Annotated in this window: 24 protein-coding genes and 1 tRNA gene; 6 read left to right on the top strand and 19 right to left on the bottom strand. The window is 41.3% G+C overall.

Annotated elements, in window-relative coordinates:
* The first annotated feature begins 20 nt into the window (after nucleotides 1-20).
* Nucleotides 21-830: a DUF2797 domain-containing protein gene (locus CWC04_RS12475; RefSeq protein WP_055252638.1), complete on the top strand. Its 810-nt coding sequence runs from the start codon at nucleotides 21-23 to the stop codon at nucleotides 828-830.
* A 2-nt stretch (nucleotides 831-832) separates the two neighbouring features.
* Complete coding sequence (locus tag CWC04_RS12470; RefSeq protein WP_029772753.1) at nucleotides 833-1126, top strand: DUF4144 family protein; 294 nt, start codon at nucleotides 833-835, stop codon at nucleotides 1124-1126.
* 48 nt (nucleotides 1127-1174) lie between these two features.
* Here CWC04_RS12470 and CWC04_RS12465 read toward each other — a convergent pair whose 3' ends face one another.
* From CWC04_RS12465 to CWC04_RS12440, 6 genes are all read right to left on the bottom strand, one after another.
* Nucleotides 1175-2092 carry a histone deacetylase family protein gene (locus tag CWC04_RS12465; RefSeq protein ID WP_126008316.1) on the bottom strand — a complete coding sequence of 306 codons (918 nt, stop codon included), beginning with the start codon at nucleotides 2090-2092 and terminating at the stop codon, nucleotides 1175-1177.
* Between the two features lie 77 nt (nucleotides 2093-2169).
* Nucleotides 2170-3711, bottom strand: a complete 1542-nt coding sequence (locus CWC04_RS12460) for a serine hydrolase (protein WP_138685577.1) — start codon at nucleotides 3709-3711, stop codon at nucleotides 2170-2172.
* Between the two features lie 11 nt (nucleotides 3712-3722).
* The gene (locus CWC04_RS12455) at nucleotides 3723-4217 is read right to left on the bottom strand and encodes a gamma-glutamylcyclotransferase family protein (RefSeq protein WP_029772759.1); all 495 of its coding nucleotides are present in this window, start codon (nucleotides 4215-4217) and stop codon (nucleotides 3723-3725) included.
* A gap of 15 nt (nucleotides 4218-4232) precedes the next feature.
* On the bottom strand, nucleotides 4233-4859 hold the full coding sequence (locus tag CWC04_RS12450) for a LysE family translocator (protein WP_138685576.1): 627 nt from the start codon (nucleotides 4857-4859) through the stop codon (nucleotides 4233-4235).
* Nucleotides 4860-4870: 11 nt separating this feature from the next.
* Nucleotides 4871-5644, bottom strand: a complete 774-nt coding sequence (locus CWC04_RS12445; RefSeq protein ID WP_055252632.1) for a hypothetical protein — start codon at nucleotides 5642-5644, stop codon at nucleotides 4871-4873.
* A gap of 9 nt (nucleotides 5645-5653) precedes the next feature.
* Nucleotides 5654-6136, bottom strand: a complete 483-nt coding sequence (locus CWC04_RS12440) for a CreA family protein (RefSeq protein ID WP_004588642.1) — start codon at nucleotides 6134-6136, stop codon at nucleotides 5654-5656.
* A 168-nt stretch (nucleotides 6137-6304) separates the two neighbouring features.
* Here CWC04_RS12440 and CWC04_RS12435 point away from each other — a divergent pair, with 168 nt between their 5' ends.
* Nucleotides 6305-6634: a 5-carboxymethyl-2-hydroxymuconate Delta-isomerase gene (locus tag CWC04_RS12435; protein ID WP_138685575.1), complete on the top strand. Its 330-nt coding sequence runs from the start codon at nucleotides 6305-6307 to the stop codon at nucleotides 6632-6634.
* 112 nt (nucleotides 6635-6746) lie between these two features.
* On the opposite strand, the gene CWC04_RS12430 is transcribed toward CWC04_RS12435, so the two are convergent.
* Nucleotides 6747-8627, bottom strand: coding sequence for a methyl-accepting chemotaxis protein (locus tag CWC04_RS12430; protein WP_004588644.1), 1881 nt, complete (start codon nucleotides 8625-8627; stop codon nucleotides 6747-6749).
* A gap of 196 nt (nucleotides 8628-8823) precedes the next feature.
* The gene (locus CWC04_RS12425) at nucleotides 8824-9777 is read right to left on the bottom strand and encodes a LysR family transcriptional regulator (RefSeq protein WP_064387367.1); all 954 of its coding nucleotides are present in this window, start codon (nucleotides 9775-9777) and stop codon (nucleotides 8824-8826) included.
* 144 nt (nucleotides 9778-9921) lie between these two features.
* Between CWC04_RS12425 and CWC04_RS12420 the strand changes: the two genes are divergently transcribed.
* On the top strand, nucleotides 9922-10743 hold the full coding sequence (locus CWC04_RS12420) for a DUF4437 domain-containing protein (RefSeq protein WP_138685574.1): 822 nt from the start codon (nucleotides 9922-9924) through the stop codon (nucleotides 10741-10743).
* A 73-nt stretch (nucleotides 10744-10816) separates the two neighbouring features.
* Here the strand turns inward: CWC04_RS12420 and CWC04_RS12415 are convergent, their stop codons facing one another.
* The 4 genes from CWC04_RS12415 to CWC04_RS12400 all read right to left on the bottom strand — a co-directional run bounded on the left by CWC04_RS12415 (nucleotide 10817) and on the right by CWC04_RS12400 (nucleotide 12496).
* Entirely contained in the window at nucleotides 10817-11224 is a 408-nt protein-coding gene (locus tag CWC04_RS12415) for an outer membrane beta-barrel protein (protein WP_283235107.1), read from the bottom strand.
* Between the two features lie 135 nt (nucleotides 11225-11359).
* Nucleotides 11360-11436 (bottom strand) — tRNA-Ile (locus tag CWC04_RS12410).
* A 269-nt stretch (nucleotides 11437-11705) separates the two neighbouring features.
* Nucleotides 11706-11864 carry a YqaE/Pmp3 family membrane protein gene (locus tag CWC04_RS12405; RefSeq protein ID WP_004587604.1) on the bottom strand — a complete coding sequence of 53 codons (159 nt, stop codon included), beginning with the start codon at nucleotides 11862-11864 and terminating at the stop codon, nucleotides 11706-11708.
* 65 nt (nucleotides 11865-11929) lie between these two features.
* A complete protein-coding gene (locus CWC04_RS12400; protein ID WP_126008327.1) occupies nucleotides 11930-12496 on the bottom strand; it encodes a BON domain-containing protein in 567 nt (188 codons plus the stop codon).
* Nucleotides 12497-12812: 316 nt separating this feature from the next.
* Between CWC04_RS12400 and CWC04_RS12395 the strand changes: the two genes are divergently transcribed.
* A complete protein-coding gene (locus CWC04_RS12395; RefSeq protein WP_138685572.1) occupies nucleotides 12813-13469 on the top strand; it encodes a LiaF domain-containing protein in 657 nt (218 codons plus the stop codon).
* A gap of 65 nt (nucleotides 13470-13534) precedes the next feature.
* Here CWC04_RS12395 and CWC04_RS12390 read toward each other — a convergent pair whose 3' ends face one another.
* Complete coding sequence (locus tag CWC04_RS12390; protein ID WP_138685571.1) at nucleotides 13535-13957, bottom strand: VOC family protein; 423 nt, start codon at nucleotides 13955-13957, stop codon at nucleotides 13535-13537.
* Nucleotides 13958-14361: 404 nt separating this feature from the next.
* Here CWC04_RS12390 and suhB point away from each other — a divergent pair, with 404 nt between their 5' ends.
* Nucleotides 14362-15165, top strand: coding sequence for an inositol-1-monophosphatase (suhB, locus tag CWC04_RS12385; protein ID WP_004587608.1), 804 nt, complete (start codon nucleotides 14362-14364; stop codon nucleotides 15163-15165).
* Between the two features lie 53 nt (nucleotides 15166-15218).
* On the opposite strand, the gene CWC04_RS12380 is transcribed toward suhB, so the two are convergent.
* From CWC04_RS12380 to tgt, 6 genes are all read right to left on the bottom strand, one after another.
* Nucleotides 15219-16028: a substrate-binding periplasmic protein gene (locus CWC04_RS12380; RefSeq protein WP_004587609.1), complete on the bottom strand. Its 810-nt coding sequence runs from the start codon at nucleotides 16026-16028 to the stop codon at nucleotides 15219-15221.
* Nucleotides 16029-16044: 16 nt separating this feature from the next.
* The gene (locus CWC04_RS12375; RefSeq protein WP_096042366.1) at nucleotides 16045-17835 is read right to left on the bottom strand and encodes a GGDEF domain-containing protein; all 1791 of its coding nucleotides are present in this window, start codon (nucleotides 17833-17835) and stop codon (nucleotides 16045-16047) included.
* Between the two features lie 318 nt (nucleotides 17836-18153).
* The gene (secF, locus tag CWC04_RS12370; RefSeq protein WP_004587611.1) at nucleotides 18154-19101 is read right to left on the bottom strand and encodes a protein translocase subunit SecF; all 948 of its coding nucleotides are present in this window, start codon (nucleotides 19099-19101) and stop codon (nucleotides 18154-18156) included.
* A 9-nt stretch (nucleotides 19102-19110) separates the two neighbouring features.
* Complete coding sequence (secD, locus tag CWC04_RS12365; RefSeq protein WP_004587612.1) at nucleotides 19111-20970, bottom strand: protein translocase subunit SecD; 1860 nt, start codon at nucleotides 20968-20970, stop codon at nucleotides 19111-19113.
* Between the two features lie 19 nt (nucleotides 20971-20989).
* Nucleotides 20990-21325, bottom strand: a complete 336-nt coding sequence (yajC, locus tag CWC04_RS12360; protein ID WP_004587613.1) for a preprotein translocase subunit YajC — start codon at nucleotides 21323-21325, stop codon at nucleotides 20990-20992.
* A gap of 25 nt (nucleotides 21326-21350) precedes the next feature.
* On the bottom strand, nucleotides 21351-22475 hold the full coding sequence (gene tgt, locus CWC04_RS12355) for a tRNA guanosine(34) transglycosylase Tgt (RefSeq protein ID WP_004587614.1): 1125 nt from the start codon (nucleotides 22473-22475) through the stop codon (nucleotides 21351-21353).
* Nucleotides 22476-22561 lie beyond the last annotated feature (86 nt).

The following is a 22561-nucleotide window of genomic DNA, read 5'->3' as shown; positions in this document are numbered from 1 at the left end:
TCTTTAGGGGCCAAGTAAAGATGCAAGGCACTTTGCGTAAATTAAAATCGAGCTTAACAGAGCCGGTTCAATATCATCTTCCTGTGGGCGACAACCTAGTCGACCTAAACGCACTCATTGGTAAAGAGTTAACGCTGACGTTTAGCGGTACCATTTTATGCTCAAACTGTGGCAAAAAAACCAAAAAGAGTTACTCGCAAGGCCACTGTTTTGTGTGTATGCGCAAGCTTGCTAGCTGCGATATGTGCATTATGAAACCAGAAACCTGCCATTACGATAAAGGCACTTGCCGCGAGCCGCAATGGGGCGAAGAAAACTGCATGATCCCGCATTATGTGTATTTAGCCAACACCTCTGGACTTAAAGTAGGCATTACTCGCCATACGCAAATACCGACACGTTGGGTTGATCAAGGCGCCACTCAAGCACTGCCTATTTTTAAAGTGCAAACACGTTTGCAATCAGGCTTAGTTGAGGTGGCATTGGCCGAGTTTATTGCCGATAAAACCAATTGGCGTAACATGCTAAAGGGCCAAAACGAAGCCATTGACCTTAAAGCCGCCGCGGCAGAGCTGATCCCGCAAATTAGCGATAAATTAAACGAGCTAAGCGAGTTATTTGGTGCCACAGCCATAGAGCAACTTGATGAAGACGTGGTTGATTTAAACTTTCCGGTAACAGAGTACCCCACTAAAATTAGCTCGTTTAATTTTGATAAAAACCCAGTAGTAAGCGGCGTGCTGCAAGGTATAAAAGGTCAGTACTTAATTTTTGATACTGGCGTTATTAATGTGCGTAAATTTACCTCATACGAGGTAACAGTAGGGTAACTATGCTAAACAGCTTTCCACAGTTATTAATTGTTTATAATGAGCTTGAAATAGCGCACGATAAACAAGAACAAGAAGCGTGTTTGCACAGCGTTACGCAAAGTGAGCTTAGTAATGTGCGCGTGTTGAACAAGCAAGGTGAGTACGTTGACCTACACGGCGCTGCATGCGCCCCTCTTTCACAGGAGCAGCTAGCGCAACTGGTCACCACTTATTTATTAAATGAAGGGCAATGCTGCCTTGGCAAAATTAAAACCCTTAATACCAAGCAGGCGTTTGATTTACTGGGTTTATAACCCTTAGTTATACCAATTCGCTTAATTAAGTATTATTGCGGATTGGTATTAGTACTCACTAAGCACTTTTATATGCGCTACAGCACTTCTTCCTAATGCTGATAGCGCATAGCCCCCTTCTAGGTAAGATATAACACCTTTGCAGCCACTCTCTTTTGCAACGTCGCATAATTGCTCTGTAAGCCAGCTGTAGTCATCTTCTACAAACTTTAAACTTGCCATGTCATCTTCTAGGTGGGCATCAAACCCTGCACTGATAAATAGCAGCTCTGGCTTAAAGGCTTTTAATTTTGGCAACCATTGGGTATTAAACACTTCTTTTAAATCATCGCCACTACTGGCAATTGGCAAAGGAGAATTAACTATGTGGCTGTTATTTTTTACGGCCGTGTTTGGGTAAAATGGGTATTGAAATAACGAACAAAGTAATATGTTTTCATCGTTTATAAATATGTCTTGGGTGCCATTACCATGGTGTACGTCAAAATCAGCAATTGCTATACGTTTAACGCCTTTGCTTTGAGCATACTTAACTGCTATAGCTAAATTATTAAATACACAAAACCCTGATGAAGCGTGTGCATTGGCATGATGCCCTGGCGGGCGTACAGCGCAAAACGCCGCATCGAGTTTATCTGCGAGTATTTCATCTACAGCCAACAACCCTGCTCCTACGGCGCGCTCTACCGCTTTAAACGAATCAGGGCAAAGCCAGGTATCGCCATCAAGGTTATGTAGCCCCTGCTCAGGGACTAAGCGCTCCACAAGGTTAACTAATGACTCATCATGGGCTAATAAGTAATGCTCACGCTGCGCTTTAGGCGCTTGTAGATGCGTTAAGCCAATATCTACACCACTTGCCAAAAGTCTATCTGCAATAGCGTCTAGGCGCTCTGGGCACTCAGGATGTTCGTCAATCATTTTATGTTTACGGCAATGAGGGTGTGAAATAACTGCAGTACGCATAAACGCTCCTTTAATGTGAGTGCTTAATATAACAAAGCCACCTTACGGTGGCTTTGCGACTTTGGTGTATAGCATCACTACTTAGCTTTTAAATTAAGGTTTCTAAAATCAAAACTAAAGTCTGTTACCGCTGTTGATACCGCGCGCATTTTTGCGCTATTAACACGGTTGTTTGCGCCCATATCAAAACGAATAAACGCATCGGCCTCGAGTAGCTTTTCATCCCACTTAACAATAAACGTATTACCCGAGTAATGCTCAAGCGTGCCTTTTAAGCGTTTGGTTTGGGTAAAATCAATACGTAGTTTGCCATCGAGTTGCTCAATAATTACATCGCCGTACCAATCGTCATGTAACGTGCCGGTGTAATTTATATTAGGTAACTGTGGCTGGTAATCTGCTGGGGTGTCGGGTTTTGCATTGGCGTAGGCTTTTTGTTTACTCGCAAAATGTTTTTTAGCCAACTCTTCAACCCAGTCTTTATCTTCAAGCTCAAGGGCATCTTCAAGCACTTCGTGGGTTACTGCCGAAAGTGCACTAAATGCTTGCTGATTAGATAAAATAACAATGCCGAGCTTTTTCTCAGGCAATAATGTGACTTGCGACACCATACCTAAAATGCCCCCGCCGTGGCCTAGCTTTTTAAAGCCGTGGTAATCTTCAATGCTCCAACCTAGCCCATAGCCTCTAAATTGCTGATGATAGGCCTCATACGCACTTTTAGAAGCCATAGAGGTAATATGCGGATGCCACATTTGCGCTTGCTGTTTTTCACTAAATAGTTGCTCGCCGCTTGGCATTTTTCCGCCAGCTAACTGCGTTAGTAACCATTGGCTCATATCGTTTACGCTTGATGCAATAGCCCCTGCGCCTCTAAAATCTTCTAGGTAGTTAACAAAAAAAGGATTGAGCTTGCCATCCATTGGTATGTGGCCAATTGCCCAGTTTTTATTGCTTTTTGGAATACGCGAAAAGCCCGCGCGAGAGTTATCCATGTGCAAAGGCTGTAATATATTTTTTTCGATGTAATCGTTCCAGCTCATACCTGATACACGTGCCACCACTTCGCCTGCGGTTACAAACATTAAGTTGTTATAGGCATACTGGCTGCGAAAGCTGCTGGCTGGCTTTAAATACTGTAGGCCGGCTAAAATAGCCTCTATAGATTTATCAGTACTTGGCCAAATCATTAAATCGCCCTGCCCAAGCCCTAAGCCACTGCGATGGCTTAATAAATCACGAACACGCATTTCGCGGGTGACGTAGGAGTCGTACAACCTAAACTCAGGTAAGTGGTCAATCACCCTGTCATCCCAACTTAACTTACCTTCATCAACCAACTTAGCCAGCGCTGCACTGGTAAACGCTTTTGTGTTTGAGGCAATACCAAAAAGTGTGTCTTTGTTCACTTTTGCATTTGTATTGAGGTTGCTTATCCCAAACCCTTTAGCAAATACAACTTTATCGTCTTGCACAACCGCTACCGCCATACCCGGTACGTCAAAGCGTGCCATTGAGGTGTTAATAACCTCTTCTAAGTCCGTGGTATTAATTTGTGCCCAACTATTAAAAGTGGCACTGGCAAGCAACGCTAAACTGGCTAATTTAGTGAGTTTCATGGTTATCCTTATTATTTTTGGTGCACTGCAAATTCAATATCAGCACGCTCTTTATTTGTATCGGGCTTATGCGGCCGATTAAGTATTGCATCACTGTATTCTTTTGGTACGCCCGCCTCAAGCGCGCCGCGATGAACGTGCTGAATATACCAGTCGTATGGCAGTACATCGTTATCGTGAGTGTTAGCAATATAGCAATGGGCCTCTATTTGCTCACCATCTAACAAAGTGGGCTTAATAGCAACGCAATCGTAGCCTGGGCCTTCTATGGTATCTAAAATTGCTTTTTCGGCTTCATCAAGTTCATAGACCACGCCATATACCAAGGCGTTTTTGTCATCACTTTTTTGAATACTGCACTTGCCCGAGCCATCTTTAAATAACATATTAAACGTAAGCTCGTAGCCCTTTAGTACAGCCGTGCCAACTCGCTTTGCTTTTGGTAAACGCGCAAGCAAGCGGTTAGAGGACATATTCGATCCAAACGAAAAATTATAAATAGGCATGACTTCTCCCTAGGGTTAAATTACTACACGAATGGCTAAAGCAATTAAAATAACACCTATACCCCGGTCAAACCAATAGCCGCTTTTTTGAAAAAACGCCCGTACACTGGGTTTTGACAACACTAAAGAAAGCATAGAAAACCACACCCACGTTGCCAGAGCCATATAAACCCCATACACAACCTGCACGCTAGTTGGTGTAGTTACACTAATAACTAAGGTAAATAACGACATAAAAAAGAGAGTGGCTTTAGGATTAAGCGCGTTGGTTAAAAAGCCGCGCCTAAATGCATGCCATACGCTTTCTTGTGGGGTAGCTTTGTTTTCTATGTTGTCTGTTTTATTTACCGGTGGTTTGGCAGCCCTTAATGCTTGTACGCCTAAATAGGCTAAATACGCCCCCGCAACGTACTTTAATGTAATAAATAAATTAGGCGATTGCGTTAAAATTAGCGCAACCCCTAATACGCAATATCCTACGTGTAATAAAATAGCAGCGCCCACACCAGCGCTTGTCCATAAGGCGTTACGCCTTCCCTGCTGTATACTTTGTTTGAGCACCACGGCAAAGTCGGGGCCTGGGCTGGCTACTGCAAAAAAGTGGGCGATGGCAATCAGTAAAAATTCGTCTAAGTAGTTCACAAGTATCCGGTTTAAGTTGGTGCATAGGCAAGCAATAGCGGATTAGCAGAATTATCAACTAATGCTTTGATCTCTTTTTGGGCTTTTTTAAATTGGCTGCGCAAATGTGGCTTTAAATGTTTTTTAGAGTCACGATCGTTTTTAAAATAACTAATCAGCGCGTGCATAAATACGGTATGAGTTTCGCTTAGCTTCGCTTCACGATTAGCATAAGGGTTATAGCACGAGCCACACCCGCCTTTAAATTGATACACAGTGTTGCTCATCATTACCCCAAACCCTAAAAAACAGGCCAGCGCATCTGCCGCTTGTGGCAAGTAGTCTTTACCGCCTGGCGGTAACACCCCAACATGATGAATTAATACAGTAGCCAGCGTGCCGGCAAAGCTAGCCACTAAATCTTGCGGCTGATTAATTTGATTAGGATTAAATGAAATATTAATCGTATGGCTTGGCGGTACAATAAGTTGGCTTTGCTCTCCGCGTAAGTGTTCAGCAAATTCAAAATGCGGAAATACTTGCGGCTGTAACTGTTGTGGCGCAACTAATTGTATTGGCCACGCACTCATACCTGCGTAATCACGTACTCGTACAAATACCTTAGTGGCCATTTCCTCAATACTCGATACCGAATCAGGAAAATGCGCCACCGTTGGCAATATTATTTGCGTGTGCTTGGTAAAAAATGCGGCATCAAAGTGCTCTACCGCCCAAATAAAGGTATCAATTAGCCACTGCTGCTCGGCTTGTTCTAGCAGCGGCTTTGATTTAAATAACGCTAACATAGTGTGCTCTTATTTTTGTTCAAGTGCCCAGTTCCAAGCTTGTGTATTGTATAAAGGCACAGTTGAAAGTGCGTGGTGGTGGCTGCCGCTCGACTCTTTAGTCGAGTACGATAAGTACAGTAATGTGCGGTTTTGTGCATCGTAAATACGGCGTACTTTTAGCGATTTAAATAAAATACTTTTTGATGACTTAAACACCACTTCGCCCGACTTACTGCGATCTATTGCTTGTAACATATCGGCTGTAATTGGCCCAGTTTGGCGACACGCAATAGACATATCAGAGGGATCTGAAAAATCTAAGTCGGCCTCAATATGGCTAATATGGCACGTAACCCCTTTTACTAGTGGGTCTTGCTGGGAATTTACCACTACATCTTTAGTAGTAAACAGCCCTAAGCTCACCGATGCAACATCATCTGAGCAGGCACTTAAGGTAACCACTGCACTTAATAGCACAGCTAAACGTTTAAAGCGGTGTGGTAATTTCATATTAATCCTTAATTTTGCTTTATAAGCGAAGGTTCACGTGACTGTTTTTATACTACCATCAAAAATTAATACAACTAAATTTAGGCCATTGAGGGGTTAGCGCACAGTTCAGGCTTTGGTACAATTATACGTACGCCCACGTAGTAACTCATAATAGGAAACGCGTAAATGCCGCACATTATTATTGAACACTCTGAAGATCTTCCTGTATTACCGCAAGTACTTGTTGAAAAAGTGCACAACGCCACTTTTCAAAGTGGTTTGTTTGACTTAGACACCATTAAAACCCGCGCCATTGCTTATCAGCAATACCAGCTAGGTGAAGGAAAAGAAGGGTTTATTCATATTGCGGCCCATATCATGGCCGGGCGCTCTATTGAACAAAAACAAATGTTAAGCGAGAGCTTGCTTGAGTGTTTAAAAACTTATTGCCGAGATTCTGACAGCTTAAGCGTTAATATTTACGACATTCAACACGAAATTTACCGTAAAAATTAACCCGTTTAAAAACGCGTTGTTATTAACCTAAACTTTGGATAATAAACCTCTTAACCAAAGCTTAGATTAACTAAGTAACAACGCGTTTTTTAGCTTAATGTTGTCACTTTTTTTAAAGCGTAAACTTACCCAGTAAGTCTTTTAATATATTCGACTCTTCATTTAGCCCATTGCATAGCTGCTCTGAGGTTTTCATATTTTGTTTTGTTTGCTCAGCAGAATCAGAAATCATCACCACATTTTGACTAATTTCTGAGGTAGCCAACGTTTGCTCGCGGGTGGCTGTAGCCACTGAGCTATTTAGCTCACTTAGGGTAACAATTTCTTGAGAGATACCCGTTAAGGTACTCCCCGTTACTTTTAAACGTTCGGCGTTTTCTAGGGTATTTTTACTGCCAAGCTCTATAGCCGACACCGTACTTGAAGCCTTAGAATTTAATGTGTCTATCATTTCGTTAATTTGCTCGGTCGACTCTGCAGTACGCATAGCAAGGGTTCTTACTTCATCGGCTACAACGGCAAAACCACGACCGTGTTCGCCTGCCCGCGCAGCTTCTATGGCAGCATTGAGTGCCAGTAAGTTAGTTTGCTCCGATATTGCTTTAATAACATCAAGCACCTGCGTAATTGACTTTATCTCACCTGAAAGCTCAGTTACCGAGGCAACCGAGGTAGCCATGGCGTTTTCTAGCTGCTCCATTTGCTTTATCGTGCTATTTACAAACTCTACTCCTTTATGAGTCGCTTCTTCTGTTAAAGTCGCAATGTCAGAGGCGTTACTGGCACTGTTTGAAATGTCTTGTACGGTTACTTCCATTTCGTTAACGGCTGCCGCCACCGTTTGCGTGCTAGATGATTGTACCTCGGCCAAGTTGGCCGCGCCTTGTACTTGTACTAACACATTTTCTGAAATGCTTTTAACATGGTTTGCTGAGTCCGACACTTGCTTAAACATGCCATGTAGCTGCTCTAAAAATAAATTAAAGTTAGCGGCAAGCTCTGATATTTCGTTGTTATCGTTAGTAGGCAGCCTTACGGTTAAATCGCCATCTTTTTTAGTTAACGCGCTCACTGCAGCAGTTATGTTTTCAATGGGTTTAAATATTTGCGACACTAAAACTCTGGCCAAGGCAAAGCCAATAATGGCAATGATCACACCAAATAATAAATTGCTATTAATGGCACTATTTATTGGCCCGTATAACTGCTGCTCGGGCACTTCTGCCACTAAATGCCAACCTAATGATTCAATAGGCGTACTCGACACAACATAATCTTCGCCTGCCATTGTTTTACTAATAATGGCGCCATTTTTTATATCGTTAATATTAATTTTTTGACCCATTTTACTTCTGTCACTGTGAAGCATTACCTCACCTTCATCAGAGACCAAATACACCACACCGGCTTCGCCAATACGGTATTCGTTAATTAAGTTGATCATAGAATCGAGCGAGCGCCCTACGCCAGTAATGGCGGTACGCTCACCATTAATTTGCAGTGCATAGTTAATAAAAACCACCATGCTATTTGTGGTTTTATCTATATCCAGTGCTATTTCAAAGGGTCTGTTAGAGGATAAAAACTGATCAAACCATACATCTTCGCTTCTATCTATCTGTCTAGATATGCCAATATCGGTGTAATAGTTGTTGGTATTTTTGGAAATTATATACGCAATAACTGCGTTGTTATCTTTTTTAATACTGGCTAAATAATTAATATAATCGGCTCTTGCTTGCTCACTCTCACCGTTGCTTAGCCACTGTTTAACAAAGCTGTTTTGCGCAATTTCTTTGGCAACAATTATAGGAGTGGCAAGTTCGAGTTCAATTTTGCTTTTTACTTCACTCAATGCGGTGGGTAGATCAACCTTTGCGAGCTTTTCATCGGTATGATTTTGAATACTATTTGAAAATAAAAATGTAGAAACCGCTAACGGCACAACAATAGCCAAAATAAGACTAATATAAACTTTTTGTTTAAGTAACATACAATACCTGTAAATGGATAAAGGACTTAACTAACACTTGCTTAGAATAAATATAGGATCAGCTGAGCAATAAGCCCAATAATTAGAAAAAATAGAACATAAAAGAAGAGCGTGTATTTTAATTTAATCCACCACAGGAAAGCGAATTAAATTTTAAAGGCGCAAGGCTAGCAACACTAACCTCGCGTAAGGTGCACTAGGGTGAATCGGGCCACTCTTGCTCGTTAATTATCCCTTGCGCAATCAGGTTTTTTCTTAATTGGCTAATCGTGTGTTTTAACTCATCACGAATAAGCCTAATGGCAGGCGTTATAAGCTGGCGGCTAGGTAGTACTAACCACATTTCAGTGAGGGGGATTTTGTAATCAGGCATTAGCCTTTTTAGCCTGCCCGCTAATAAATCTTCAGCTACATCAATGGCCGATTTTTTGGCAATCCCGGTGCCATCAACACACCAACGCCTTACTATATCGCCATCGTTAACGGCGCGGTCGCTGCTCATTTTAACCTTGTATTTTTGGTTATCGTTATACAGCTCCCACCCATCATGCACTACCTCGTAGAGCTTATATAAAAGGGCATTATGATTCAGTAGGTCATCTGGCGTTAACGGCTCACCGTGCTTTTTAATGTACTCAGGCGAGGCGCATAGCACGTGTGCAATATTACAAATTTTAAAGCCGTATAAATTTAGCTCCTGTGCGGCCTCTTTAGTTAAGGCGCGCAGCGCAACATCAATTCCATCACGGTAAAAATCAGCGCGGCTGTCGCTTGCTTGTAAGCGCAGCGTCACTTCGCTGTGTTTATCCATAATATTATTTAGTAATACCCGCATAAGGTTGCGCCCCATTTCCGATGACACTGCTATTCGCACTTCACCACTAATAGATTGCTGCTCCTCATGAATAAGCACTTGCCCTTGTTGCAATAAATCGAGTGCCTGCTGACACAAAGGTAAATACCGTTCCCCTTCAGGCGTGAGGCGTATTTGCCTTGTTGTGCGCACAAATATTTGTGCCCCAAGCGCCTGCTCTATACGCTTTAACGAGACACTTGCAGCCGATGAGCTCATATCTAATTGATTTGCAGCAGCTGTAATTGATTGCAGCTCAGCCACTTTGAGTAATACTTGTAAATCAGCTATTTTCATCAAACCCTCTTATTGCATAAACCAGCATGCGTAACTATAACGTTATTATCCACGTTTTTGCGAAAGTGTATTTAACTTATGCCCATTTATTGACTGAATTTTAAGCCGTACTATAGCGCTATACCAACTTAACGGAGCTTTTAAATGAAATTTTTACTAAACGCATCAACTTTTGCACTGGTTGCAACACTCATATCAACGCCAGCCTCTGCAGAGCAAAGCGCATCAAAAGTTGTTGCTGCAAGCAATATTGACTGGGGTTACTTAAACCCGCTACGTGGTGATAAAAGCCCTGGCGCTGCAGATTTATGGGGAAACCGCACAACCGACACTGCAACAGGCATGTTAGTACGCTTTAAAAAAGGCTTTGAATCTCCGCCGCACATTCACAACATTACCTACCGCGGTATCGTTATTGAAGGGCAAATGCATAATGACGACCCAACAGCCGAAAAAATGTGGATGCCAGCGGGTTCGTTTTGGACACAACCAGCAGGTGAAAACCACACCACTGCAGCCAATGCTGACACAAATTTAATTTACTTAGAAATCGACTCAGGGCCGTACTTAGTTAAACCAACTAATGCCCAGTTTGATAATGGTGAGCGCCCGTTAAACCTACATGCAGACAACATAGTATGGTTAAACAGCAGCGATTTAAACGACATTAACGCCCAAGGCGTGCAAACAGCCTACCTTTGGGGAAGTACAGCCGACATGAACGGCTCAATGATTAAACTTCCTGCCGGCTTTAAAGGTGAAATAAAAACAGATGCAAGCGAATTTCGTGCTGTTGTTATAGCCGGCGCCGTTGAGTACAACTCAAGCGAGCAAGATAAAGCGCAAAACCTAAGCGCAGGCAGCTATGTAGAATCAACCGGTAACTTTACCCACACGATTGAGAACACTAGCGACAAAACAGCCACTATTTACATTCGTACTAACAGTAAGTACCAAGTAAATTAGAAACTACTTATAAAAAGTAAATGGCATAAAAAAAGCGCACTGTTTAGTGCGCTTATTTTTTATTTATTAATACTTAAAAGCTATAACGAGCAGTTAAGCTAACTAAATCTAGATCGTCCAATGAGGTGTAATTAGCCCCAAGTGAAACGTTGTTATTAATGTAGTAACGTGCGCCCACACTGAAAGATGTTTCACTCTCATCTGCAATATCGACATTGCCTACTCGGCCATCTAGCTCAATATTATCACTTACCATAGAGCGAACACCTACAGATAGACTATAGCCATTTTCGTCATTCGAAGCACTACTTCCACGATACGATGCCTCTAGCTCTACGTTTTCGTAAGTTGCTAAACCATAAAAGTCAGTGTTCGCGCCAATAGCTGTGCGATAACCTATTCCAGCACTAAGCCAGTTTAAGTCCACATCTACACCATCATCTGAATTACCCATAGTTTGGTATTGGCCAGATAGGAAAATGATTGAAGCTGGCTTTTAAATAATAGAGACGGTATAGGCACGTAAACAACTAACCTAAATGCTGTATAAAAAAAGTACTGTAGAAAATATTTTGTATTGGCTATAACTATTTAAAAATTGGAAAGCTTTGAAAAGTGGTGGCCCCTCCCAGACTCGAACTGGGGACCTAACGATTATGAGTCGTGTGCTCTAACCAACTGAGCTAAGGGGCCAACTTTGTATAACTACGAGGTAGTTAATTTTTGAAGCGTTTAGCCACTGAGCGACTAAAGCGGGTTGCAGTATAAAAAGTTTTTTAAGGCTTGTCACTAGCAAAAACCTTTATTTTAACAATCAGTAAGCTGACTGCTTAAATAGTAATCTTTTTGCATGCGAATAGGCAGGAAATAACAGAAAAATAAACGCAGAAGTATGTAAGCCGCTTTTTTACAATTTTAATAACTATAAAAAAGTGGCCGGCTCACATTGAACACACCACACATTATTTTTTAGCAATAATGTAGATAGCGTGAATTAAACCAGGGAAGTAACCCAGTAAAGTTAGTAAAATATTTAGCCAAAAGTGCATACCTAAACCAACTTGTAAAAATACACCCAGTGGCGGTAATAAAATCGACAATATTATACGAATGATATCCATGATGTAGCTCCTTTAAAAATGACAAGCAAAAAGCCCAGCTAAGCTGGGCTTTTTAGTATAGTGTATTATTCAGCAACAATAGTTAGTTCATCTACTACGTCACGAACATCTTCAGCATTTTTAGCAATTTTTACTGCTAACTGCTTTTCAGCTTCTGTTTCAACAGAACCTTTAAGTTTTACTATACCGTTGTCGGTATCAACGTCGATATCTGTACCGTCAACTTCTGAGTCAAATAAGAAACGTGTAGTAATTACTGTGGTGATTTTAGCGTCAGTTAAGTCGTTATCGTCATCATCCATAGTGTCACGATCTTTGTCGTCCATATCCATGTTTTTCACAACAGTTAGGTTGTTTTCTACATCAGATACGCCATCTAGGCTAATTACAAGTTCTTCAGCTAGCTCTTTATCAAGGTCGCTGTCTACTTTACCTGTAAGTACTACCTTGCCATTTTTTACATCAGTGTTAATGTCAAAGTTGTTTAGATTAGTGTTCATAAGAAGCACTGTTTCTGCCTTACCATCAATCCAAGCATCTTTACTTTCATTTTCCCAAGTGCCCGCTTGAGCACCCATAGCTGTAGTACCTAGAACTAAAGCCGCAATCATAGATTTGTTGAATGTTTTCATAATCTTTCTCCTTTTGATTAAAGACACTTTTATATATGCGAGCTTTAGGCCAACTTTATTAACACTTTAAATTCATGAAGTTAGCTATTTTATTGGGTATAAATAAAAACACCTCCGAGTAAACATTTACAGGCTATTAGGTAAAACTTTCTTAAGTGGTGAAAATAACGATTATATTGCTGTTTTGGTTAATCTATCGTTAATATATAAATTAAGCGGAGTTATTAAAACAATAAACCATTGATATATAAATAGTTAATTTTTGGTACACCACTTGCTATGTACTGTGGTAACTCATATAAAAAGGATTATTCCCATGTCTGTAAAAATTGAAGACCGCCCAATAGATCAAGTTCGCGAACAAGTGATAGACCAACTTATTTATAACTACAGCCATGGTGTTATTTCAGCTGAAGCCTTTGAAAGGCGCTTAGACAGTGCAATGGAAGCAACCGATAATATCGCGTTACTTAATTTAGTAGAGGATTTAACCCTTACAACAGATACCCAGTACAGTGCTCAAAAGCAAACGCAGTTTGCCCCTAACTACAGCGCCCAACAAGCGGATGAAGAAAACTTAACACTGCGAAGCATTTTAGGCTCAAGCGAGCGTAGCGGCCAATGGGTGGTGCCTAAAGATATTTATATTCAAAACTATATGGGGTCGATTGTTTTAGATTTTACTGATGCCATTTTTGCCCACCAACATGTTACCGTGCATGTAAATTGTATTTTTGGCAGCGAAGAAATTTACGTACCAGAGCACGTCAATGTAGTTTCTAAAATGTTTTGTATATTAGGTAGTTTTGAAAACAAAACGGTGTCGCTTAATAAGCGCCAAGGCCCCACAATTAACCTCGAAGGTAAAACAGTTTTAGGCTCGGTGGAGGTAAAAGTTAAACGCACCATTAAAGAAAAGTTTGTGAGTTTTGCTAATGATTTAAAGGCCCAGCTTGGGGTGAGTAATAAATAATACGGGTAAAAACACAATGGGTAGAAAAGCCATATTATGCGCTTTTCTACACCGTTATTTACTACCTATTTTAATAAGTCGTTATTACGCTCGCTTGGAATGTCACTCATATATTGCACAAACTCAACCTCGAACCCTGCTGGGTCTAGGTAATATACGTTTTTTCTAAATGGGTTTTCTGCACCCTCTTTATCAATGCTAAATCCGGCGTGTTTTAAGCGCTGTATAACAGCGTCTAGGTTGTTTGTAACGTAGGCAAAGTGAGCCAGCCCGACTTGATGCCCTGCCAAATCTCTGTTTTTATGCTCGCCATTATCGCTTATAGCAATGTAGTGATTATCGTCGCCAAAATGTACCCAGCGCTTAGGTTTACCATACCAAGTGTTATGCCCTTCACTTCTAATTGACCAATAAGGAAAGGCTGCTTGATAAAATTTAAGCATGGCATTTATATCGTTTACTACTAAATGTACGTGTTCTAATTTCATTATTATTTACCCTAGTTGATTGCTTAAACACAAGATAAAACCTCAAGCTAACTTTAGGTAAAGCACTTTTTTTACTTTTTAGTATTATTGGCGTGTATTGCCCTTGTAAGATTAATTTTTACAACAGTATGTTTGCTAGCAGGACGCGGAAGCTTTGCTTCATGGAAGTTATTGAACTCCCAAGGCTTCGCACTTCGCGCTGTGATTAAGTCGCCCTTCGGTTGAACAAATTTCAATCCATACACGCCAACACGTCTTAGATACGAATAAATTTACATGCATTTCAAGGCCGTATAAAAAACGCACAAAAGTATTTAGGGTTTATTGTTTACTTTATGGCAAAAGTCGCTAAAATACGCCGGCTTAAATATATAAACGTTCTTTTACAACCCAAAGGTAATACCATGCATCCAATGTTAAACATTGCGGTTCGCGCTGCGCGCAACGCAGGCAAAATTTTACTTCGCGCAAGTGAAGATTTATCAAAAGTTGAAATTCAACAAAAAGGCACTAACGACTTAGTGACTAACATTGATAAAGAAGCCGAAGCCGTAATTCGTGATACAATTTTAAAATCTTACCCTGATCACTGCATTGTTGGTGAAGAACTAGGTGAGCACAAAGGCAAAGATGCAGATTACCAATGGATTGTTGACCCGCTTGATGGCACAACTAACTTCATCAAGGGTATCCCTCATTTCGCGGTTTCTATCGCACTTAAAGTAAAAGGTCGTTTAGACCAAGCTGTAATTTACGATCCAATTCGTGGCGAGCTTTTCACAGCATCTCGTGGTCAAGGCGCACAGCTAAACAGCAAGCGTTTACGCGTTACTAAAACCGTAGAATTAGCTGGTTCTATTTTAGCAACAGGCTTCCCTTTCAAACAAAAACATCACTTAGATGCATACACAGACGCGTTTAAAGCATTGTTTACACAAACTGCTGATATTCGTCGTGCAGGTTCTGCAGCACTAGATATGGCATATGTAGCTGCGGGCCGTGTTGATGGCTTTTTTGAAATTGGTTTAAAACCGTGGGACACAGCAGCAGGCGAGTTACTTGTAAAAGAAGCTGGCGGCATGGTTGTTGATTTTGCAGGTGGCGTTAACTACAACAATAGCGGTAACATTATTTGTGGTGCACCTAAGCTTACTCAAGCAATTATCCGTGAAATTCGTCCAGTATTACCTGAAGCGTTACTTCGCTAATAAAGTGCATGTAGCCCTATTATAAAAAAGGAGCCTATGGCTCCTTTTTTGTTTTAAAAGTAAGGGTTATCGAGCTTTAGCTCCGTGGTATAACCTTTTGTAAAAGGGAGAGAATTTATGTCTTTTGCAAAATACTCATCAAATAACGCATCAAACTCTCCGCTGTTTTGCATGTTTTGCAACCCAAGCTCTATGGCTTGCGCTAATGCTGGCTTACTACTTACAACAAAATAATAAATACCGGTGGGATAACTAATAAATAAATTAGGCACAATAACTAAGTTACTCTGCGCATTGGCAACAAGCTCAGAATTAACTTCGATAAATGAGCGAGGAAAGTAATCAATTCTGCCACGGCTAGTAAGCGTAAACATAGCTTGATAGTTACTCAGCGGCCTTACATGTAAGCCGTTATAGGCCATTATTTTTGTATCTGGCCAATCATGCCCTTGCACTGCCGAGAGCTCACTTAATTGCGCCAAAGTGGTAATGCCTTTAAATTTTTCGACATTTTTTTTACTGGTTAATAAAACACGCTTGCCTATAAAGCCTTTAAATAGCGGGACTTTAACGGCTATTGCCCGTGCCTCTCGTTCTGGGCTGCTCATGCTCCAATAAACATCTAACTCTGTTTTATCTAGCTCAATCAGGTCACGCTGTTGCTGTAAGCTCACTGGCTGCATTTTTATGTCTACAGGGTAATTAGCCCGCTCTAGGGCTCGTGTTAATAGCTCACTTAGGTATTCTTCACGGGCATTTTGCACACTTTGCTTTTGAGCAACATTAACAATCTCTACCCCTTGCACAAAAAAACTAACCGCAAATAAAGCAAACCCACCAACAACTACTTTTAATGGCAACATAATAATTACCTATTTTTTATACCACCTGTTTATTCTCTGGTGCTAAGCGCACTACGGCAGGCGCAGGCTTTCTGCGCTTACAAATAAACAAATAACTATGGCGATATCGCTTAGCCTCTTTTTTAGCATCTGTTGCAAGTGCTGCAACTTGATGGCTGTTTTTACATTCTTGTAAGTCGGGCTCCACAAGGCCAATTGATAACGTAAGTAAAGGTACAAATTGCTTTTCTCCCTCACGATTTGTAGCCCAGTAACCTTTGCTCTTAATGTGCTCAGGCGTAAAAAAAGTGCGTGATTGCAGTTCAAACTGCTCAATTATGGTATTACAAATATACACAGCATCTGATTGGTCAAACACAACCATAAAGTCATCACCACCTATATGTCCTACAAAGTTAGCACTGTTTTCGCATGCTTGCACGGTTACATCTGCCAATAATTTAATCACACTATCGCCACTGGCATAGCCGTATAAATCATTGAACTGCTTAAAGTGATTAAGATCTATATAGGCAAGCGAAAACGCACTTTGTGAGCGTAACCTTTGCTCTATTGCCTCATTAATCGCTACATTACCAGGGAGCATGGTGAGTGGGTTAGCATGCTGGGCGTGACGAATTTTTTCTTCTGTTATGTGCTTTAAAATATCACGCAAAGGGGCAAGCCCTAGGTAACGTTTATTTCGGGTGATCACAATATGGCGGCGAATATCAAAGTCTTGCTCTGTAATTTGCTGACTCACGGTATCAAGAAGTTGGTTTTCATCCACCACTAAAGGTTGTTTATCCATAAAGTCGGTTACGGGGCACTTGTCGTAAAGTGCATGGCCATAGGGAGCAGCAAACACCTCAGTGAGCTGATCTTTATGCAGTAGCCCAACCGGCTGGCCGGCTTTATTTAAAACCGCTAGGCTCATCACGGCTTTATCTTTTTCGAATAGCTTGTGGGCGTCTTTACAACGGGTTTCGCTGTCTATTGCTTCTTGTGTAACAGCAAGCCAACCAATCGCCATTGATTGATCAAACGTGTTGCTTGGCTGTTTAAAGTTCAATGCTTGTAATTGCTCTGAGCTGTAATCAAGGCTTGGATTTGAGTTTGGTTTTTCCAGTAAAAAACCTTGTACGTTTGCTATTCCTAAGCTTTCAACATAGGCAAGCTCTTCTACTCTTTCTATGCCTTCGGCTATTACGGCGGTGTTTGTTGCTTTTGCGAGTACCGTAATCGATTTTAAAAACTCTTTTTTAACTTCGCTTTCATCGCAATGATCAATAAAGTAACGGTCGATTTTTACAAAGTCGGGGCATAGTTCAGACCACTGTTTTAAGCCCGAGTAACCAGCACCTAAATCGTCAATGGCAATGGTAAAACCCAGCTCGCGGTAGTGTGCAATTGTTTTTAATAATAAAAAACCATCGTCGACCTTTTCTTGCTCTGTTACCTCAATTACCACGCGGTTTGCTGCTAAACCAAACTGCTCTATTAAGTGCAGGGTTTCACCTTTTGGGTGGCAAGGGTCGAGCAAGGTTTTAGGGCTTACATTTAAAAATAACTTACCGTTTAGATTAAGCTTTACAAAGTTTTCAATTGCTTTTGAGCGGCATAATAGCTCAAGCTCTGAAATTAAAGCGTGCTCACTGGCCGCTTCAAACAGTCGGTTAGGCATTTCCAAAGGGCTGTTTTTAGGCCCTCGACTTAGCGCTTCGTAACCTATAATTGTTTGATTAGCTATATCAAAAATAGGCTGAAATAACGTGGTTATTTCACCGTTATTTAAAATGTACTCTAGTACTTTGCGCTGCATCGTCACTGCAAAACCTGATTGTCGTTTAATAGGGGCATTAAAGTAGCAAGCCTGTATGACAATTTTATGGCATTAGGCGCTATTGACTATTCAGGATTAAATTTGCTCAATTTAGGGGCGGTACAATATAAGCGCTAAGTTTATAGCCTAATATACTGTTAACTAATCATACGTTATTGTAATGGCTTAATTATATAATCGGCTCAAGGCTTTAAATTCAGCCTAAAAAGCGTGTACGTTTAATCTTAAAGGCAACCAAGCTCTATAAAACAGCGCACAATAAAAAACCGCTCAATTGAGCGGTTTTATTTAGCATTAACTCTATTACGGCAATGCGTCTAGGTCTGCGCCTTCTTTTTCAATTACCTCTGGTATTAAATCTTCTTTACTTACGCCCATGGTAATAGCTACCGAGCTTGCAACGTAAACTGAAGAATAAGTACCAATGAACACACCAAATAACAGGGCTGTAGCAAAGCCATGAATGGTTTGTCCGCCCCACACAAATAGCGCAATTAATACCAAAATAGTGGTGATTGACGTTACAAGTGTACGGTTAAGTGTTTGCGTTAACGACATGTCGATAATTTCGATAGTGTCGTCGATGCGTACTTTACGAAAGTTTTCACGAATACGGTCAGATACAACAATAGTATCGTTAAGTGAGTAACCAATTACCGCCAATATTGCCGCTAAAATAGTTAAGTCAAACTCTAACCCTAATACAGAAAACAAACCAACTGTAATAATTACATCGTGTAGTAGTGCACCTACCGCGCCCACAGCAAAACGCCACTCAAAGCGAAATGCCACGTAAATCAAAATACAAATAAGCGCAGTTAACATGGCAAGGCCACCCTGCTCTTTTAAGTCTTCCCCTACGCTTGGGCCTACAAACTCAATGCGGCGCATTACTACGCTCTCATCAGCTTGCTTTAAGGCAGTAATAACTTGGTTACCAATAACTTCGGCTTTTACTTCACTGCCACGCGGCGCTAAACGAACCAAAATATCTTGGCTAGAGCCAAACAGCTGCACTGAGGCATCGGCAAACCCGTTTTCAGCTAATACTGAGCGTACTTTTTTCAAATCTGCAGGTTGCGAAAAACCAACCTCTACAGCGGTACCGCCAGTAAAATCTAAACCAAAGTTTAAACCTTTGATAAAAATTGAGGCAAACGACGCTAAAATTAATAGCGTAGAAAAACCCATAGCCACTTTACGAAGTGACATGAAACGTAGGGTTTTACCACCCAAACTTAAAATTTGCATGTCCGCTCCTTAAATTGAAAGTTTATCAATGCGCTTACCACCAATAAATAAGTTAATTACCGCACGGGTACCAACTATGGCTGTAAACATTGAAGTTAAAATACCAATTGCCAGCGTTACGGCAAAACCTGCAATAGGGCCAGTGCCCACTGCAAATAAAATAACCGCAGCAATTAAAGTGGTAATATTGGCATCAAAAATAGTACTAAAGGCGCTATCGTAACCAAAATGAACGGCTTGTTGAGGGCTACGGCCATCGGCCAGCTCTTCACGAATACGCTCAAAAATAAGTACGTTAGCATCAACCGCCATACCCACTGTTAATACAATACCGGCAATACCTGGCAACGTTAATGTGGCTCCTGGGATTAACGACATTACACCTACAATAAGCACTAAGTTAGCTGCTAGTGCAATGTTGGCAACTAAGCCAAACCCTTTGTAGTAAATAAGCATAAAGGCAAGTACAAACGCAAAGCCAAGGGCTACAGCTGTCATACCAGCTTCAATGTTTTCTTGACCTAGGCTTGGGCCTACTGTGCGCTCTTCAACAATTTGAATTGGCGCTACTAATGCACCGGCGCGTAATAGTAAGCTTAAGTTGTGGGCTTCGGCTGGGTTATCAATACCTGTAATACGGAATGAGCGGTCAAGACGAGCCTGAATAGTCGCAACGTTAATGACCTCTTCTACCTTAATAGGTGGAAGTGCTTTACCGTCAGCATCTTTTTTACCCGATGGCTTGTATTCAATAAATACTGTTGCCATGCGCTTACCAATAGCACGCTTGGTAAAGGCATTCATTTTTGCCCCGCCTTTGCTATCTAAGGTAATGCTTACTTGTGGGCGCTGATATTCGTCGTTTCCTGATTGTGCACCAGTGATATGGCTACCTTCAAGAATGACACGTTTTTTAAGTACCACAGGGTAGCCATCACGGCTCATGATCATTTCTGTGCCCGCAGGAATACGTCCTTGAGCAGCAGCACTTGGGTCTGCGTTTTCGTCTACTTCACGAAATTCAAGCGTGGCCGTTGCACCTAAAATTTCTTTAGCGCGTGCTGTATCTTGAACACCTGGCAGTTGCACAATAATACGCTCAGCACCTTGGCGCTGTACGTTAGGCTCTGCAACACCAATTTGGTTAATACGATTACGAATAATGGTTTCGTTTTGCTTAATAGCGTAGTCTCGTATTTCTTTAAGCTTTTGCTCACTCATAGTGGCAAAAAATGCGCGATCGTTACTGCTATCATCAATGTATACGTTTAGTGGGTAGCGCGATGCTAAAAAGCGTTCAGCCGCTTCTTTATCTTCTTCGGTACGCATTTCTACACGCATACGTTCAGAGCCCGCTACGCGGCGAACACTACGGTAACGAAGTTTTTCTTCGCGTAGGTCGCTACGAAAATCTTGTTCCATTTGCTCTAGCTGATTATCTACCGCGGTTGCCATGTCGATTTCCATGGTGAAGTGAACACCACCACTTAAATCAAGACCTAGCTTCATAGGGTTACCACCCAATGATTTTAACCATGCAGGTTGCGCAGGTGCCATATTAATAGCAGAGATATAATCGTCGCTAAGAGAATTACGCAGTAAGTCTTGCGCTTTTAGCTGTTCTTCAACATTTTTAAAACGTACTAATACTTGGCCGCCTTCAAGCACGGTAGACTTAGCTGTTACATTATGCTGTTTGAGGGTTGCGTTTACTTTGTCTACTACACTGAGATCGACATCTGCGCCTTTTGCCCCCGAAACCTGAATGGCCGGATCGCGGCCATACAAGTTTGGAGAAGCATATAAAAGGCCAATGGCTACCACAGCTAAAACAAGTAAATACTTCCAAATTGGAAACTTGTTTAACACAGGCATGTCCTTTTTATTTTTATAGTGACTTCATTGTGCCTTTAGGCAATACAGCAGATACTGCCGATTTTTGTACTGTTACTTCAGCTTGCTCATTTAAAGAAATCACGATGAAATCTTTATCTTCAGTAATTTTAACAATTTTACCTACTAAACCGCCTTGGGTAAGTACTTCATCACCTTTAGCCATCGCGCTCATAAGGCTTTTGTGCTCTTTAACACGCTTAGCTTGTGGGCGGTAAATTAAAAAGTAAAAAACTAAACCGAAAATAGCTAACATAATTAGCATTTCCCAGCCACCACTTGCAGCAGGTTGACCAGCAGCGGCGTGTGCGTTTGAAATAAATAAACTCATAATACTTCCTCTATATTTTTAAATTTTAATTTATATCTGCAAGCTCTGGCACGTCTTGGCCACGGCGAGCATAAAAATCACTAACAAATTCTTCTAGTTTACCTTCGCTAATTGCATTGCGTAGGCCTTCCATAACACGCTGATAGTAACGTAAGTTATGGATTGTGTTTAGTCGTGCGCCTAAAATTTCGTTACATTTATCAAGGTGATGCAAATAAGCACGCGAATAATTTTTACAGGTATGACAATCACACTCAGGATCAAGTGGGCCAGTGTCTGTTTTATGTACTGCGTTACGAATTTTAATTGTACCTGTGGTAATAAATAAATGACCATTACGTGCATTACGGGTAGGCATTACACAGTCAAACATATCAATACCACGGCGTACAGACTCAACTAAGTCTTCAGGTTTACCTACACCCATTAAGTAGCGCGGTTTGTCTTCTGGCATTTTGTACGCACAATGATCAAGAATATTCATCATTTCGTTTTTAGGCTCACCAACCGATAGGCCGCCTAATGCGTAACCATCAAAGCCAATTTCTTCTAGGCCTTTTTGTGATTGTGCACGTAACTCTGGGTACATACCACCTTGAATAATACCAAATAAGGCTGATGGGTTATCGCCGTGGCCTTCTTTAGAGCGCTTAGCCCAACGAAGCGATAGTTCCATTGAGTCTTTTGCTTCTTTTTCGGTGGCAGGGTATGGCGTACATTCGTCAAAAATCATGACGATATCTGAGCCTAAATCACGCTGTACTTCCATTGATTTTTCAGGCGACATCATAATTTGGTCACCATTTACCGGCGATTGGAACAACACGCCTTCTTCGGTAATTTTACGCATAGCACCAAGGCTAAATACTTGGAAACCACCTGAGTCGGTTAAAATTGGAAAGTCCCAATTCATAAAGTCGTGTAAATCACCGTGTTGTTTAATGATTTCAGTACCTGGGCGTAGCATTAAATGAAAGGTGTTACCCAAACAAATTTGTGCCCCTGTGGCTTTAACTTCGTCTGGGGTCATGCCCTTAACAGTACCGTAAGTACCTACTGGCATAAATGCAGGCGTTTCTATTACACCACGGTCAAAAATCAAGCGGCCGCGGCGCGCTTTTCCGTCGGTGCGGTCTAATTCAAATTTCATATCATCCTCAATGTCGGAAAAACAGTCCAACAAGCTATAATTTAACCGCTCGATTCTACCCTTTTTGCCCCGTTATTACTATTAGC

Origin of the sequence: Pseudoalteromonas sp. S2893 (assembly GCF_005887105.1) — a bacterium.
GTDB classification, from domain to species: Bacteria; Pseudomonadota; Gammaproteobacteria; order Enterobacterales; family Alteromonadaceae; genus Pseudoalteromonas; species Pseudoalteromonas atlantica.
The sequence above is the reverse complement of the archived record's forward strand: the minus strand, read 5'-3'. Positions and strand labels throughout refer to the sequence as shown.

What these genes read in the sequence shown, in the direction of transcription:
- CWC04_RS12475 (WP_055252638.1), top strand. Translation starts at nt 21, where the DNA reads ATGCAAGGCACTTTGCGTAAATTAAAATCGAGCTTAACAGAGCCGGTT.
- CWC04_RS12470 (WP_029772753.1), top strand. Translation starts at nt 833, where the DNA reads ATGCTAAACAGCTTTCCACAGTTATTAATTGTTTATAATGAGCTTGAA.
- CWC04_RS12465 (WP_126008316.1), bottom strand. Translation starts at nt 2,092, where the DNA reads ATGCGTACTGCAGTTATTTCACACCCTCATTGCCGTAAACATAAAATG.
- CWC04_RS12460 (WP_138685577.1), bottom strand. Translation starts at nt 3,711, where the DNA reads ATGAAACTCACTAAATTAGCCAGTTTAGCGTTGCTTGCCAGTGCCACT.
- CWC04_RS12455 (WP_029772759.1), bottom strand. Translation starts at nt 4,217, where the DNA reads ATGCCTATTTATAATTTTTCGTTTGGATCGAATATGTCCTCTAACCGC.
- CWC04_RS12445 (WP_055252632.1), bottom strand. Translation starts at nt 5,644, where the DNA reads ATGTTAGCGTTATTTAAATCAAAGCCGCTGCTAGAACAAGCCGAGCAG.
- CWC04_RS12440 (WP_004588642.1), bottom strand. Translation starts at nt 6,136, where the DNA reads ATGAAATTACCACACCGCTTTAAACGTTTAGCTGTGCTATTAAGTGCA.
- CWC04_RS12435 (WP_138685575.1), top strand. Translation starts at nt 6,305, where the DNA reads ATGCCGCACATTATTATTGAACACTCTGAAGATCTTCCTGTATTACCG.
- CWC04_RS12430 (WP_004588644.1), bottom strand. Translation starts at nt 8,627, where the DNA reads ATGTTACTTAAACAAAAAGTTTATATTAGTCTTATTTTGGCTATTGTT.
- CWC04_RS12425 (WP_064387367.1), bottom strand. Translation starts at nt 9,777, where the DNA reads ATGAAAATAGCTGATTTACAAGTATTACTCAAAGTGGCTGAGCTGCAA.
- CWC04_RS12420 (WP_138685574.1), top strand. Translation starts at nt 9,922, where the DNA reads ATGAAATTTTTACTAAACGCATCAACTTTTGCACTGGTTGCAACACTC.
- CWC04_RS12405 (WP_004587604.1), bottom strand. Translation starts at nt 11,864, where the DNA reads ATGGATATCATTCGTATAATATTGTCGATTTTATTACCGCCACTGGGT.
- CWC04_RS12400 (WP_126008327.1), bottom strand. Translation starts at nt 12,496, where the DNA reads ATGAAAACATTCAACAAATCTATGATTGCGGCTTTAGTTCTAGGTACT.
- CWC04_RS12395 (WP_138685572.1), top strand. Translation starts at nt 12,813, where the DNA reads ATGTCTGTAAAAATTGAAGACCGCCCAATAGATCAAGTTCGCGAACAA.
- CWC04_RS12390 (WP_138685571.1), bottom strand. Translation starts at nt 13,957, where the DNA reads ATGAAATTAGAACACGTACATTTAGTAGTAAACGATATAAATGCCATG.
- suhB (WP_004587608.1), top strand. Translation starts at nt 14,362, where the DNA reads ATGCATCCAATGTTAAACATTGCGGTTCGCGCTGCGCGCAACGCAGGC.
- CWC04_RS12380 (WP_004587609.1), bottom strand. Translation starts at nt 16,028, where the DNA reads ATGTTGCCATTAAAAGTAGTTGTTGGTGGGTTTGCTTTATTTGCGGTT.
- secF (WP_004587611.1), bottom strand. Translation starts at nt 19,101, where the DNA reads ATGCAAATTTTAAGTTTGGGTGGTAAAACCCTACGTTTCATGTCACTT.
- yajC (WP_004587613.1), bottom strand. Translation starts at nt 21,325, where the DNA reads ATGAGTTTATTTATTTCAAACGCACACGCCGCTGCTGGTCAACCTGCT.
- tgt (WP_004587614.1), bottom strand. Translation starts at nt 22,475, where the DNA reads ATGAAATTTGAATTAGACCGCACCGACGGAAAAGCGCGCCGCGGCCGC.